Origin of the sequence: Thalassotalea sp. G20_0 (assembly GCF_017744175.1) — a bacterium.
Classification (GTDB): Bacteria; Pseudomonadota; Gammaproteobacteria; order Pseudomonadales; family Endozoicomonadaceae; genus Endozoicomonas.
Map to the genome: position 1 here is coordinate 1 of NZ_JAGHQV010000007.1, position 15,074 is coordinate 15,074.

General features: G+C 50.3%; 10 protein-coding genes. 5 read left to right on the top strand and 5 right to left on the bottom strand.

Annotated features, from left to right (window positions below; all coding sequences use genetic code 11):
* Positions 1–719: 719 nt before the first annotated feature.
* The 3 genes from J7438_RS05755 to J7438_RS05765 all read left to right on the top strand — a co-directional run bounded on the left by J7438_RS05755 (position 720) and on the right by J7438_RS05765 (position 5,094).
* A complete protein-coding gene (locus tag J7438_RS05755; RefSeq protein ID WP_286196432.1) occupies positions 720–2,279 on the top strand; it encodes a SulP family inorganic anion transporter in 1,560 nt (519 codons plus the stop codon).
* 167 nt (positions 2,280–2,446) lie between these two features.
* Positions 2,447–2,872 (top strand): Mpo1 family 2-hydroxy fatty acid dioxygenase, encoded by a 426-nt coding sequence (locus tag J7438_RS05760; protein WP_209200458.1) that lies wholly within the window; start codon positions 2,447–2,449, stop codon positions 2,870–2,872.
* A 269-nt stretch (positions 2,873–3,141) separates the two neighbouring features.
* On the top strand, positions 3,142–5,094 hold the full coding sequence (locus J7438_RS05765) for a hypothetical protein (RefSeq protein WP_209275792.1): 1,953 nt from the start codon (positions 3,142–3,144) through the stop codon (positions 5,092–5,094).
* Between the two features lie 42 nt (positions 5,095–5,136).
* Here the strand turns inward: J7438_RS05765 and recG are convergent, their stop codons facing one another.
* Positions 5,137–7,221 (bottom strand): ATP-dependent DNA helicase RecG, encoded by a 2,085-nt coding sequence (recG, locus tag J7438_RS05770; RefSeq protein ID WP_209275793.1) that lies wholly within the window; start codon positions 7,219–7,221, stop codon positions 5,137–5,139.
* A 17-nt stretch (positions 7,222–7,238) separates the two neighbouring features.
* Positions 7,239–8,147: a hydrogen peroxide-inducible genes activator gene (locus J7438_RS05775; protein ID WP_209275794.1), complete on the bottom strand. Its 909-nt coding sequence runs from the start codon at positions 8,145–8,147 to the stop codon at positions 7,239–7,241.
* A gap of 195 nt (positions 8,148–8,342) precedes the next feature.
* On the opposite strand from J7438_RS05775, the gene J7438_RS05780 reads away from it, so the two are divergent.
* Complete coding sequence (locus J7438_RS05780; RefSeq protein ID WP_209200454.1) at positions 8,343–9,200, top strand: SDR family oxidoreductase; 858 nt, start codon at positions 8,343–8,345, stop codon at positions 9,198–9,200.
* 680 nt (positions 9,201–9,880) lie between these two features.
* Here the strand turns inward: J7438_RS05780 and J7438_RS05785 are convergent.
* From J7438_RS05785 to rpoZ, 3 genes are all read right to left on the bottom strand, one after another.
* The gene (locus J7438_RS05785; protein ID WP_209200453.1) at positions 9,881–10,267 is read right to left on the bottom strand and encodes a RidA family protein; all 387 of its coding nucleotides are present in this window, start codon (positions 10,265–10,267) and stop codon (positions 9,881–9,883) included.
* Positions 10,268–10,442: 175 nt separating this feature from the next.
* The gene (spoT, locus tag J7438_RS05790) at positions 10,443–12,575 is read right to left on the bottom strand and encodes a bifunctional GTP diphosphokinase/guanosine-3',5'-bis pyrophosphate 3'-pyrophosphohydrolase (RefSeq protein WP_209275795.1); all 2,133 of its coding nucleotides are present in this window, start codon (positions 12,573–12,575) and stop codon (positions 10,443–10,445) included.
* Between the two features lie 85 nt (positions 12,576–12,660).
* Positions 12,661–12,912, bottom strand: a complete 252-nt coding sequence (gene rpoZ / locus J7438_RS05795) for a DNA-directed RNA polymerase subunit omega (RefSeq protein WP_209200451.1) — start codon at positions 12,910–12,912, stop codon at positions 12,661–12,663.
* A 222-nt stretch (positions 12,913–13,134) separates the two neighbouring features.
* Between rpoZ and J7438_RS05800 the strand changes: the two genes are divergently transcribed.
* A complete protein-coding gene (locus J7438_RS05800) occupies positions 13,135–14,952 on the top strand; it encodes an aminopeptidase P family protein (protein WP_209275796.1) in 1,818 nt (605 codons plus the stop codon).
* Positions 14,953–15,074: the final 122 nt, after the last annotated feature.

A 15,074-nucleotide genomic window follows, 5' to 3' on the forward strand; every position in this document is an offset into this window, starting at 1 on the left:
TGACCAAGTCATTGAGACCCAATCTCTAACCGGCGATGGTGCCGATCAGCGAGGCCGCTATCATACCGAAGCAGCTTTCGTTGTCAAGCGCTCGTTTTTCCCGTAGAAGAAAGAAGCTTTCCAACTCGCTAACGTTGCTCTCAAGCCCTGTCAGCGGAGGCGCATCATACCGCGCCAGCTTGATTTGTCAACCGGTTGTTTTTCATTCATTTCAAAACAACCCATTTTCAAACCGCACTTCCCGGTCAACGATGATGATTCATTCTGCTGATCCGTGGATGACCGTTTGGGTCAGTCCGTGGAAGTGGGGTGTATTATACGGCAGATGTTTTATGTAACAACCTGAGGACAATACCTATAATTAAGCCACAGTCCGAAGCAGGGCGGGCTGATAGCCTCCATATGGGGGGAGAGCCGTGACATTGCCTTTACAACCCCCCTTCTTTAGAATGCCCTTCACAAAACAGACAATAGTTTGCGCCTGATTTAAAAGTGGCAAGCGGCTTCAGGATACTCAATCGTTCCAATATGGCAGCAATGCTCCCAGCCAGCTTGCCAATACCCTATGTGTCTCGTTTGCTCCCGGTTCTTTTCACAATAACCAACCGGTCAGTCAGACAGATAGCAGCTCTACTATTCTCCAATAGTAAACAATCAATACCGGCACCTATATGCCGTTAACACCTTTCAAGACTCATATATATTGCTGGAGACACCACTTGTTCGAACCCCACGCCAGAAACGTTGCCACCATAAAGAATGATCTTCTTTCCGGTTTAACGGTAGCACTTGCTCTTGTTCCAGAAGCTGTCGCCTTTGCCTTTGTTGCCGGGGTCGAGCCTCTGGTCGGCTTATATGCTGCCTTTCTTGTTGGTCTGATTACTGCAGCCATTGGTGGCCGCCCGGGAATGATATCCGGAGCAACGGGTGCCCTGGCCGTGGTTATGGTCAGCCTGGTTGCCAGTCACGGGGTACAGTATCTGTTCGCAGCGGTGGTTCTGATGGGCATTATTCAAGTGCTCGCCGGCATATTCAAACTCGGCAAGTTCATCAGAATGGTCCCCCATCCGGTGATGCTTGGCTTTGTAAATGGTCTGGCCATCGTGATCTTTCTGGCGCAGCTCAGTCAGTTTGGTGTTCAGGGTGAAGCCGGCTGGTTAACCGGCTCTTTCCTGGAAAACAGTGTTATTGATGTTGCCTGGATGAAAGGCAGTGAACTCTATTTGATGCTCGGGCTGGTTGCCTTAACCATGGCAATCATCCATTTTCTGCCCAGGCTGACCACAGCCATTCCTTCTTCTCTGGCCGCCATCATTGTGGTCACCGCTCTCGCCCTTGGTTTGAATCTGGATACCAGAACCGTTGGTGATGTTGCCGGTATTGCGGGCGGGCTTCCGGCATTCAGCATTCCTTCAGTGCCGTTTACTTTTGAAACCCTGACGATCATCTTACCCTACTCTCTGATTCTGGCCGCTATCGGTATCATTGAGTCACTGCTGACCCTGAGAATGGTTGATGAAATCACCGAAACACACGGCAGCAGTAACCGGGAGTGTGTGGGTCAGGGTGTAGCCAATGTGGTTACCGGCTTCTTTGGCGGCATGGGTGGCTGTGCGATGATTGGCCAGAGTATGATCAATGTGAACTCTGGTGGACGGGGCCGTCTGTCTGGTATTTCGGCAGCGTTATTCTTGCTGACCTTTATCCTCTTTGCTTCTTCATTAATTGAAATGATTCCGGTGGCTGCCCTGGTTGGTGTCATGTTCATCGTTGTTATCGGAACCTTTGAGTGGAGTAGCTTCCGAATCATGAACAAAGTGCCCAAAGGGGATGCCTTTGTTCTGGTGCTGGTTTCGGTAGTCACCGTTCTGACCGACCTGGCGGTGGCGGTTATTGTCGGCGTTATTGTTTCTGCCCTGATTTTTGCCTGGGAGCACGCCAAACAGATCCAAATCACAAAACTGGAAGACCAGGATGGTTCAACCATTTATAAGGTGCATGGTCCACTCTTCTTTGGTTCCACCACACACTTTCTGACGCAGTTTTCGCCAAAAGACGACAACAAGGATGTTATTATCGACTTCCGGGACTCCAGGGTCTGTGACCATTCCGGGCTGGAAGCCATCGATACGCTGGCCGAGCGCTATATGAACAGTGGCAGAACGCTACACCTGCTTCACCTCAGCAATGACTGCAGAAAGCTGCTGAAAAAGGCGGGTAACCTGGTGGAAGTGAACGTCATCGAAGATCCCAAGTACTTTGTTGCTACCAATGCCTGATTATCATCCAGCATGACTCAGAGCCCGGACTGAACTCCGGGCTTTTTAATAGGTGCAACTCTTCTATGCCCGTGAATAGCTGACCAGACACCAATTGAGAACCGTGGCACCAGATGATAAATTACCTCCTCGTGTCAATAATAAGAATATAAAGAGGCGTCATAGCTATGAAAACCGTCGAGCAGTGGTTCACGGAATATGGCGAAAGCCACCAGAATCCTACCAATAAATTGATCCACTGGATCTGTGTGCCATCCATCCTTTTCAGCATTATCGGTATAATATGGGCATTCAGCCCTGTTGCCACCTGGGCGATGATGGCCGTTACCCTGCTGTTCTATTTCAAGCTCTCCTTCAAACTGTCGCTGGCCATGATTGTTGTCTTTGCCGCATCAGCAGCCATCTCTCAAGCCCTTGGAGCTTATGTCTTACACGCCAGTATTGCGATTTTTGTCGTTGCCTGGATCTTTCAGTTTATTGGTCACAAGGTTGAAGGGAAAAAGCCGTCGTTTTTTGAGGATCTGCAGTTTCTGTTGATTGGGCCATTGTGGTGCCTGGGCTTCCTGTTTAGAAAGCTCAATATTAATTATTGAATCCCTTCTTTTAAAGGGTTGACCACTGTCGCTCATCCCTCCCTTACCATGGCAATGGCCTCTTCAGCCTCTTTCCAGCCACCCTGGCTGGATAAGATCTGATCGAAAGCAGGTAACGACTGTTTTATCGGTCGCTTTCACAGGTGTAAACAGTTGGTTGCGGAAAAGTACGACATTTGTTCTGTTAATTCTCCCTCGCAGATCGTGCCTGATCATCCTTGCAGCAGGACTATACTTGACTGCCTGAGTCACCTTGGGGGTTTAACATTATGCCACCTGCAAAGAGGTTAAAGACCAGTACCGATGTCGATACATTGAGCAATGAAATCAAGCCTGAAGTAGCCCGTGATATGGCTTGCTTTGATCACCGGTGGGTTCGTGTATCCCAGGAAGTGTTCGCCAAAATCGCCAGCTATTTATCAATCAACGAAATCAATAATTTTGCGCAAGCATCGCCGGCCACGGCTGATCGTCTGCGGTCATGCGGCCTGGCAGAGGTCCAGTACTTCCTCTCCCTGACCAGGCAAAGGCAGTCTTCGTGCCGGGCAATCATTCAGTCCAGTCAGCAACTCCTTGAGCACCTCAGAACGTTGTCCATATTTTCTGTTCGACGCTTTCCTGTGCAACTGGGCCCGGCTTTCTACTCATTTTATGCCAACCATTTGCGCCAGCAGATTCTTGACGGGGCTGCACTGACCCTTACACCCAGTGGCAGCTTAAATGTTAAACGCTTTACCCATCATCTGCATGATCATATTCCCATCCTCACCGAGAGAAAGGCGAAGAATTACAGTGATATTCTGGCTCTGGAGCATGGTCACTGGGTCAGGAAAGCTGAAATCAAACACGATCACATTGCCAGTTTTAGTCATCAGAATGCCGACCATATTTTATTTGTCGCACAATCCGTTCCGGTAAGCTTTGGGAGTGCGGGATTTTTTCACTACGATTACAGTGGTGAAGAGCACTTGCTGTCTGTTTATGAATGCAGGAATGGGGCGTGGATTGAGCAACAGCAACTGACAACGGGTGACGTTTTTCCTCAATGTGGGTCAAAGTTTATGACTTCCATGCACCTGTCACCTGATGCCAGGTCACTGGTCTGTATTAACATGGGACAAGCTGGTGCTATTCTCGGTCGGGGTACCGATGGCCGGTGGGTCAATAGAGGTAACATTCATACAGGTCTTAATCATAATTTACTGTTCAGTGCCGACTGCAAACATCTTGTGATTTATAGTGGATCATTCATTACGGTGATGGGCAAGGCAGACGATGAATCCTGGTCACAAACGGGTGACATTGTTGTTAAAGATCCTGATGATGACCTGAAACTCACACCCAGTGGCGATAAAGTGAGCGAGTATGATTTTGATCTCCAAGTGCTATTCAGCCCGGATAATCGCCATTTTGCCACATGGTTTGAAGATGCCGGCGATGATTGCTACAACGCTTCTATTCGACGAGATTATTTCTTTGTCGTCATTTTTGCCCCGGACCCGGAAGGGCAATGGCGTGAAAAACAGAGAATTATTAAAACCTGCGATTGCCCAAGTCGTTATTACGATATTCAACCTGATTTCAGCCCCGATGGTCGCTGTCTAATTATCACCACTGAAGATGGTCTGGATATCTGGGAATTAAATGCTGACGACCAATGGCTGCCTTCTGTTCAGGAGCCCCCACCTTGCGGTGGTGGTAAGATTTATTTTTCTGTGGACCCTTGTGAATTCATTAGAAAGAGGTGGTGGTGCGTAACAATCTGGCGCAAGGCGGAGTCCGGAATGTGGGGCCGGACACAAACATTTCCCGCTGAGTCCCTGACAATCATCAGCCCCAGCGGTGAAACCATTGTTTGTAACGATCCTGCGGGCCATACGGATATCTATCAACGTAAGTCTGTTGCCGGTGAGTGGGCCAGGCAACGCATCGAATTTTCCATCAAAAAAGCAGATTTCAATCAAGAAGGTTACCTGCTGGCAGTAGTTCCTGAAACAAATACTCACAGCCTGATTTTGTTCGGGTTGACGGCAGACGGGAGCTGGCAGGAAAGGGCCCGTTTGCAAACAGAAAACAGGATTGCAAAATTTTGCTTCAGCCCTTGCAGCCGTAGTCTTAAGGTCACCGGTTTGCCCCCTGACAATGGTGAAGCTTCAGTGCCAAAGGTTGTTTCCTTCTGGCAGATCATGCCCGATACAGGTTCACGGGAGGCTGACCAATAATTAACTGACCTGCTGCGGATTCCCCTGAATCTGGCAAATTTGTCAAACATTCGCGTACTCTTCCCCCTTGCTCAGCCAGCGATTCACCAACGGCTCTACTGCTTCTGGTGACTGGTGCATTAATTCCTGAGCGGCCGTGCGCACAGCCACCAGCAAGTCACGATCCCGCTCCAGATCGGCAACCCGGAATTGTGCCAGACCTGTTTGCCGGGTACCTAAAACCTCACCCGGGCCTCTTAGCTGCAGATCTTTTTCGGCGATCACAAAGCCATCATTGGAATCTCTCATCACCTGCAAGCGTTCCCTGCTTTGTCGCGATAACGGCGCGTGGTACATCAGCAGACAGTGGCTGGCGATTTTACCACGACCCACTCGCCCCCGAAGCTGGTGCAACTGGGCCAGCCCCAGCCTTTCCGGGTTTTCAATGATCATCAGGCTGGCATTGGGTACATCAACACCCACTTCAATAACGGTGGTGGCCACCAGCAGGTGCAGATGACCTTCCTTGAAAGCGTTCATCACCTCCGCCTTTTCGCTGGCTTTCATCCGGCCATGAACCAGGCCTATAGACAACTCTGGAAGTGTTTCTTGCAATTGCTCTGCCGTCACTTCTGCGGCCTGACACTGCAATGCTTCAGACTCTTCGATCAGCGTGCATACCCAATAAGCCTGGCGTCCTTCAAGGCAGGCGGTCTTGAGGCGTTTAATGACCTCTTCACGGCGGTCGTCACCTATAACGACAGTGTTGATGGGTGTCCGTCCCGGCGGCAGCTCGTCAATCACAGAAACATCGAGATCGGCGTAAGCACTCATGGCCAATGTTCTGGGGATCGGGGTAGCGGTCATAATCAGCTGGTCAGGCAGCCCGCCATTTTTTGCCCCTTTTTTCCGCAGTGCCAGGCGTTGGTGAACGCCAAATCGATGTTGCTCATCAATCACCGCCATGCCCAGCTTATGGAACACCACATCGTCCTGAAACAGGGCGTGAGTGCCGACCACAACCATGGCTTCGCCAGAAGCGATCCGGGCTAAAATCTCCTGGCGTTTTTTACCTTTGGTTTTTCCGGACAGGAACGCCATGGAAATACCCAGCGGCTTAAGCCAGTTTGAGAAGTTAAGCTGATGTTGCTCAGCCAGAATTTCCGTTGGAGCCATCACTGCGGCCTGATAACCATTTTCTACCGCCTGCAGTGCTGCCAGTGCGGCGACAACGGTTTTGCCCGAACCAACATCCCCCTGCACCAGTCGCAGCATGGGCTTTTCCATGGCCATATCCTGACTGATATCATCGGCCACTCGCTGCTGGGCAGAGGTCAGGGAAAAGGGAAGTTGCGCCAATAACTGTTGGGTTAACCGGCTTTTTGGTGGCATGGCAAAACCACCAATTGCCTGTACCCGCCTTCTGAGCTGCTGGAGGCTGAGGTTATGGGCCAGTAACTCCTCAAAAGCCAGACGTTGCTGGGCAGGATGCCGCCCTTCGCTGAGCAGTATCATCGACTCTTCCGGTGGCGGCTGATGCAGTAGTCGAACGGCTTCCACCAGTGAGCTGAGGTGATATTTCTGCCGGATCTGCTCCGGGAGAAGTTCCTGCAGAGAGCTTTCATCGGCGAGCAGCTTTAATGCCTGCTCACACAAACTGCGGATTCGTTGTTGAGTCAGACCTTCTGTTGCCGGATAGACCGGCGTTAATGTCTCTTCAACGTCCGCCGGGGCATCGGCTTTGATCACCCGGTACTCAGGGTGATACATCTCAAGCCCGGTAGCACCTCGCCGGGGCTCCCCGAAGCAGCGAATCTCAACCCCATGCCGGAGGTTATTTTTCTGGGCAGCGGTAAAGTGAAAGAACCTCAGACTTATGGATCCGGACCCGTCACCAACCCGGCAAAGCAGGCTGCGACGCTTTCCCATCACGATATCCGATGCCAGCACCTTCCCCTGAATCACCACATCGGTTTGAGGCTGAAGTGTGCCGATGGGTGTCACCCTGGTTCTGTCCTGATAACGCATTGGCAGGTGAAAAAGCAGGTCCTGAATAGTGACAATGCCTATTCTGGCCAACTTTCCGGCCAGGGCATCACCAACGCCTTTTAACGTGGTTACCGGAATATCGTGTAATGACCTGTTCATACTCACCATAGGCCCACTTATTGATTAACCGAACACTGCCTCAAGGCATCAGAAAGCACATCAATTGCCTTCGGCCTCGGGAAGCTGGCGCGCCAGGCCAGGGCCACCGTCCTGCCAGGTGCTGGCGAACGAAATGGCCGGGTGCTGAGAATATCGGGCGCGTAGTGATGATCGACAACGGCTGACTGTGGCAGCACACTGATCCCCATACCTGACGCCACCATATGTCGGATGGTTTCCAGTGAGGTTGCTTCAATACCACTGCCGTCATTACCAGCCTCTTTTTTACTGGCCAGCATCGGGCAGGCCTCCAGCACCTGATCGCGGAAACAGTGGCCTTCGCCCAGAAGCAGCAGCTCTTCTTTGACCAGGTCAGCCGGGTCAATTTCTCTCTGACTTTCCAAGGGATGGCCACCTGGCAACAATACCCTGAAAGGCTCATCATAGAGCGGCCTGGTTAACACATCCGGTTCATTAAAAGGCAGGGCAACGATAATGGCATCCAGCTCCCCCAGACGCAGTTTTCTGCGCAAAACAGCGGTAAAGTTTTCCTCAATATACAGCGGCATATTGGGGGCGGACTGTGCCAGTTGAGGAATCAGATGGGGAAAAAGGTAAGGACCAATGGTGTAGATCGCACCTACTCGCAGGGGAGAACTGAGCTGATCCTGACCGGTTTTCGCCAGTTGTTTGATAGCCGATGCCTCTTCCAGAACTTTCTGAGCCTGACTGACGATCAATTCACCCATTGGGGTAACACGAACCGCATTCCGGGTTCGCTCAAACAGGGCAACCCCCAGCTCATCTTCCAGCTTTTTGACCCCGACACTCAGTGTTGGCTGGCTGACAAAGCACTTACTGGCAGCTCTGCCAAAGTGCTGCTCCTGAGCAAGGGTGACAATGTAGCGAAGTTCTGTCAGTGTCATAATGATTTTCAACTGTTTTGATAAGACAGCTCGATGAACAGCCCTGAGTTCATATAACGCTTTTAGCTCTTAAAAGCCCTGAAAGACTGGCAAGGATGCTCGTGCCATCTATAATACTGTAAATTTATACAGCCATATAAACGAAATTGCCATTATGTTTTTTCCGAAGATTATACCAACCAATAGACTATAGCTATGAATAAGCTCAACATACTGATTGCGGGTTGTGGCGATGTTGGTTGTGAACTCGCCCGGCAGTTAACCGCCATGAAATGCTTTAATGTCTGGGGGTTACGGCGAAATATTGCCAGGTTACCTGCTGACGTTAACCCCATCCGGGGTGACCTGTTTAATGCCGAAATGCTCGGTGACTGGCCTGAACAGATTGACTACGTGGTCTATGCCGCCGCCTCTAATGGAAGAACGGAAGCGCATTATCAACAGGCTTACATTGATGGGCTGCAGAATACTCTTAACCGTCTGGTGAACGAGCAATACCAACCAAAACGTATTTTTTTCACCTCCAGCACCAGCACTTTCCACCAGAGTAATGGCGAATGGGTGAACGAAACGTCGGCAACCCAGCCGGTGAAATTCAATGGTCAAATCATGCTGGCTGCAGAAAAACGCTTACAGCATGCTCCCTTCCCTGGTACAGCCATACGTTTTGGCGGGATTTATGGACCCGGCCGAAACCGGCTGATCAGCCGGGTGTTGAAAGGTGAAGGCTGCCCGATAAAGCCTGCCGTATACAGTAACCGAATTCACCAAAAAGACTGTGCCGGCATCATCGCCCACCTTATTCGGCGCGATATGGACCATCTGCCGGTAGATAACTTATATCTCGGCGTTGACAGTACCCCGGCGACAACGTTTGATGTGCTGCAATGGCTTGGTGAGCAATTGAATGTGGCATTAGACAATATCAATTATCCATCGCCTCAAAGAGGTAATCGACGGTGCTCTAATCAGCGGATTATTGAGACAGGTTATAAGTTTTACTTTCCTGATTATAAAAGTGGTTATACCAGCCTTCTCCATAACAGGGATTAAACCAGGCAGGTTCTGTGGGCAGACTGACAGCCAGCAGAGCCTAATAATCCACAGGCGAAACAAACCTGAACGACCGTTAATACAGGCTTATTAACGGTTTACCAAGATATAATTCACAGAGTTATCCACAAGACAGGTTTATGGGAATGTCGAACCACAATTCGCTTCATTATTTTTGAACTATCGCTTTAAAAATCTTTCTAATGGTTAGCCGGATATTTTTAACCACTGGAAAGAGCACAAGATTGTGAGCGCCGCCCCATCAACTTCTGTCGCACCAATACACAACAGGGTGCAGAACCTCAATGCAGAAAACAACAAGAGCACTTTGTCCGCTCATTGCCACTCAGGACGATCTGTTAATGAAATTTCCGGAGGGCAGGGTGATATAGCAATGCACTCATTACCCGCAGGGCAAGGCTGTATAAAGAATGAATCAGGCAAACATCACTCAGAAATTTTCGATATGCAATGGCAGAGCCACTGCCAGTTCTATTCCGAGTGCTCACACTGCCTGAGACTCCAGACTAAACCCAGTATCGACAATGCAACTCGACCAATTGTGATTATTGATACATCAGAAAGCTGCAAACGAATCAAACCAAAAAGCGATGTTAGCCGCAGAATATTCGTAAAGCCCCTGGCTCAAAATGACCAGGAGCTTCTATCACTGCAGAAACTTATTTCAGTTCCAGAATAGCCTCCACCTCGACCGGTACACCTTTTGGCAACTCTTTGACACCAATAGCGGCACGGGCGGGATAAGGCTGTTTAAAAAACTCAGCCATGACCTCATTGACTTCAGCAAAGTTCGCCATATCGGTCAGGTAAATTGTCACCTTGGCAGCATCGCCAAGGGTTCCGCCAGCCGCCATGGCAATGGCTTTCAGGTTTTCAAAGCAGAGGCGGGTCTTCTCCTTAAAGCTTCCCTCCAGTAATTCCATGGTGTCTGCAACCAGTGGAATCTGGCCCGAGATATAAACAGTGGTTCCTGCTTTTACCGCCTGAGAATAGGTGCCAATAGCCCTGGGAGCCTTATCAGTATTAATCGTCTGTCGGTTACTCATCGATCTACTCTCTTAAGCTTGGGATTCAGAAGCCCATGGAAAAAAGAAAAAGAAGACACCCGATACTAGGGTGTAAACATTATTTTTCAAGGATTTAGAGCGATATTTACGGGATACTGTGTTTTTGTGGTGCAGTATCCGGTTTTTTTCTTGTAATGCTTTAATTCACAGAAGTTTATGCATCCCGACGTCGTCGAATAATCGAGTAAACCCCTTTAATAACCCGAAGTCGTTTAATAATTTTGGCCAGATGCACCCGGTCACGAACACTGAGAAGCAGCTGAACAATGCTGCAACGGGAGTCCTGCTCTACCATACTGATCTTCTCGATATTGCCTTCCACCGCGGTAATGGCGGTAGCCAGAGAGGCAATCATTCCACGGTGATGCTCCAGCTCTACGCTGAGTTCTACGGTAAACTCACCGGAGACGTCCTTATCCCACTCAACTTCCAGAACCTTCTCCGGGTTATGTCGAATTTCAGAGACATTCGGGCAGGTATCCGTATGAATAACAATGCCACGGCCCGAGCTGACATGGCCAACAACCGGGTCTCCCGGTATTGGATAGCAGCATTTGCCAAAGCTGATGACCATGCCCTCAGAACCACGGATAGACAGCGGTTTCTCACTGTTGGACAGGTCCAGCTGACTCTTGTTCTCAGGCAGGCTACCGGGCTCAACCAGCATCTTGGCAACGATATAGGCCATCCGGTTACCGAGACCAATATCTTCCAGCAGCCCATCAAGGTCATCCAGATCAAACACGGACAGTTGCTGGCGAATAACCTGTTCACTGATTTGCTCAAGGCTACTGTCAAAACTGACCAGTGCTTTGCTCAGCAAGCGTCGGCCCAGGGCAATTGACTCATTTCTGCGCTGATGCTTGAGGAAGTGGCGAATATTGGATCGCGCTTTACCCGTGACAACAAAATTCAACCAGGCTGCATTGGGTCTTGCGCCGGGCGCGGTAACCACTTCAACGGTTTGGCCACTCTGCAACGGCTGACTGAGTGACGCCAGACGTTTATTGATACGACAGGCTACACAGGTATTCCCCACATCGGTATGGACGGCATAAGCATAATCAACCGCTGTCGCACCTTTGGGCAGCTCAAGAATATGCCCTTTGGGGGTAAATACATAAACCTCATCCGGGAAGAGATCGATTTTAACGTTCTCAATAAACTCCAGTGAGTCTCCGGCATTTTTCTGCAGTTCCAGCACACCCTTGAGCCACTGCCGGGTTCTGGCATGACTGCCTGACAGCGCTTCTTCTCCGGACTTGTAAAGCCAGTGGGCAGCAATGCCATTATTGGCCATGTCTTCCATTTCCTGGGTCCGGATCTGGATTTCTATGGGCACACCGTGCATACCAAACAGGGTGGTATGAAGCGACTGGTAGCCATTGGCTTTCGGGATGGCAATGTAATCCTTGAACCGCCCGGGAATGGGCTTATAGAAGTTATGGACAATACCCAGTGCCCGATAGCAGCTGTCAACCTTGTCCACAATGATTCGGAACGCAAACATGTCCATGATGTCGTCAAAGGACTTACTCTGGTTCTTCATCTTGCTGTAGATGCTGTACAGATGCTTTTCACGACCCACTACCCGGCCTTTCAGGCCTTCTTCCTCCAGGCGGGCAGCAATCGCCTGCTGAACCTGGCTGACCAGGTCTTTACGGTTGCCACGGGCATTGCGCACCGCCTGTCGAATCAGCCGGGCCCGCATGGGGTACATGGCAAAGAAGCCCAGATCCTCCAGCTCTATTCGGAGCGTGTGCATGCCAAGACGGTTGGCAATCGGCACATAGATATCCAGCGTTTCCTTGGCTATACGACGGCGCTTGTCAGGCCTCAGCACACCCAACGTGCGCATATTATGGAGTCGGTCCGACAGCTTAACCAGAATGACCCGGATATCCTTGGCCATGGCCAGCGCCATTTTCTGGAAGTTTTCTGCCTGGGCCAGCGTCTTGTTTTCAAAATTCATGTGGGTCAGCTTACTGACCCCATCCACAAGGTCCGCAATCACATCACCGAACTGCCCGGCAATGTCCTGCTTTTCGATACCAGTATCTTCAATAACATCGTGCAACATGGCAGCCATCAGGCTCTGATGGTCCATGTGCATATCGGCAAGAATGGAGGCTACTTCCAGGGGATGAATAATGTACGGATCGCCGCTGCGGCGGGTTTGTCCGTCATGGGCCTGCTCCGCATAATAGTAGGCCCGACGAACCAGGTTGACCTGCTCGGGATTCAGATAGGACTTCAAGCGGCCGGCAAACTCATCGATGGTCAGCAAAGTCCGCTCCTTAAGCGCAGATCATCCATTGCACCTTCTTATCTTCTAAAGCTTGTGATCCAAAGATAGTACGAAGGTAAAACGCTTATTGTTCTACACCAGCGAGAAACATTGCTGCTTCGTCGTCATCAACCGTGCGGTCGTCAATGGAAAGAGGGGTTACCAGACCTTCGGCGATTTCACGCAGAGCAACCACGGTTGCCTTATCATTTTCCCAGTCTACCTTGGGGTCCTTACCACCAATGGTCAGCTGGCGGGCACGCTTGGAGGCGACCATCACCAGTTCAAAGCGGTTATCTACGTTATCAAGACAGTCTTCTACAGTTACTCGAGCCACGTTTTACTCCATCAATTAGAATCAGGTTCAGAAACAGAACCTTAATGCCGGTTTGCCTGACCCTTTAGTGTACTTTACGACCTGTAGCCAGACAAGCTTTAGCAGGGTTAGTGTTTGCTCCATGAAGGGTGCGGATTATAGTATTCGTAAGCATCATCTAAGTAGAAAAAAAACCCTGCCCAAAACTAACTCGCCGAATGGCCAAAAGCCTGGAATAGATACATGGTGAATACCCCGAACCGCTCTGATTTAACCAAGAGCCCAAAGAGCACCAAAAAGCTGCAAGATCTGCGTGGTGCAATGGCTGAATATGGCATTGACGTCTGGATTATCCCGTCTTCCGATGCCCATAACAGTGAGTATGTAGCCCCCCACTGGGAAGGGAGAGCCTGGCTCTCTGGCTTTACTGGCTCTGCTGGTACGCTGGTAGTAACACAGGATAAAGCAGCCCTGTGGACAGATGGCCGCTACTTTATTCAGGCCTCAGAGCAGCTGGCAGGCTCAGAAATCACCCTGATGAAAGATGGTCAGCCCGGCGTCCCATCAATGGTTGACTGGGTGACAGAAGCCGTCGCTGAGCAAGGTTGCATTGGCTTCGATGGTGCCACTCTGAGCCTGAGCCACGTCAGAAATCTTGAAAAGAAACTGGCGGCTAAATCCGTTACGTTGAAATTCGATCACGATCTGCTGAATGATATCTGGGCCGACAGGCCAGCACTGCCTGCTGAGCCCGTCTTTATTCACCAGGACGCCTATGCCGGTAAAACCCTCACAGAGAAAGTCGCTGAAGTTCGGGAGATTCTCAAGGAGCGAAAAGCAACAGAGCTTCTTATCACCACACTGGATGATATTGCCTGGCTGTTTAATCTGAGGGGCTCTGATATTGACTGTAACCCGGTATTTCTTGCCTATGCACTGATTTCAGCGGACAGCATCACACTGTTTACCAACAAAGAGCGAGTAGCAGCGGATGCGCTGTCAGCCCTGGCAAAAGCTGGTGTAGAACTGGCGGCTTATGATGAAATCCTGGACAGGTTATCAACGCTTGCGGATAACACTCACCTGATGATCAACCCGGCCACCTCGGGTTACCAGCTGGCTTCCGTGATTCCTGCATCGATTCACCTGATCGAAGACAGATTGCCCACCACCGACCTGAAGGCCATCAAAAACAGCACTGAGATAGAACGAATGAAGGAGTGTCATCGCCGTGATGGTGCTGCCATGGTCCGCTTTATCCGGTGGCTGGAAAGCAATATTCCCACAGGGCAGCTGAATGAAGTCAATATTGATGAGCAGCTGCTGCAGTTCCGCTCAGAGTCAGAGTATTTCCGAGGTGTCAGTTTTCCCTCGATTGTCGGTTATGCTGCCCATGGTGCTATCTGTCATTATCGGGCGGATGAAGAGTCCGCTTATTCCATTCAAACCAAAGGTTTGCTGTTAATCGACTCGGGCGCTCAGTACCCCGATGGAACAACGGATATCACCCGCACATTTGCCTGCGGGGAGATGACGGATGAAGAGAAGAGAGACTATACCCTGGTGATGAAAAGCCATATTGCCCTGGCGACGGCCAGGTTCAAGGAGGGAACACGGGGAATACAGCTGGACGCCATTACCCGTCAGCCTTTGTGGAGTGAAGGTATTGACTTTAATCACGGTACCGGCCACGGGGTGGGCTATTTCCTGAATGTGCATGAAGGCCCCCAGAGCATCAGCCCGAGATGGTTTGACGTTGCCCTGAAGCCCGGCATGCTGGTGACCAACGAACCCGGCATTTACCGTGATAACAAACATGGTGTCAGGCTTGAGAATATTATGCTGATCGCGGAGGACATCGAGAATGAGTTTGGCAAGTTCTATAAACTCGTCCCGATGACCCTTGCGCCCTTTGACACTCGCCCCCTGTTGAAAGATTTGATGACTGATCCAGAAATTAACTGGCTGAATGGGTACCACGAAATGGTCAGAGAGGCGCTTTCACCTGAACTCCAGGGGCAAGATTTTGAATGGCTGAGGGAAGCTACCAAGTCTTTATAAATAAGGAACCAACACTGTATCGCTCGTTGGCATAACAAAAGGCCAACGGGCATACTTGGTTTATAGCCAGATCGATTAACGCCCAAGGAATCCCATATTCTGTAGTTGGGCAAATGAAACCC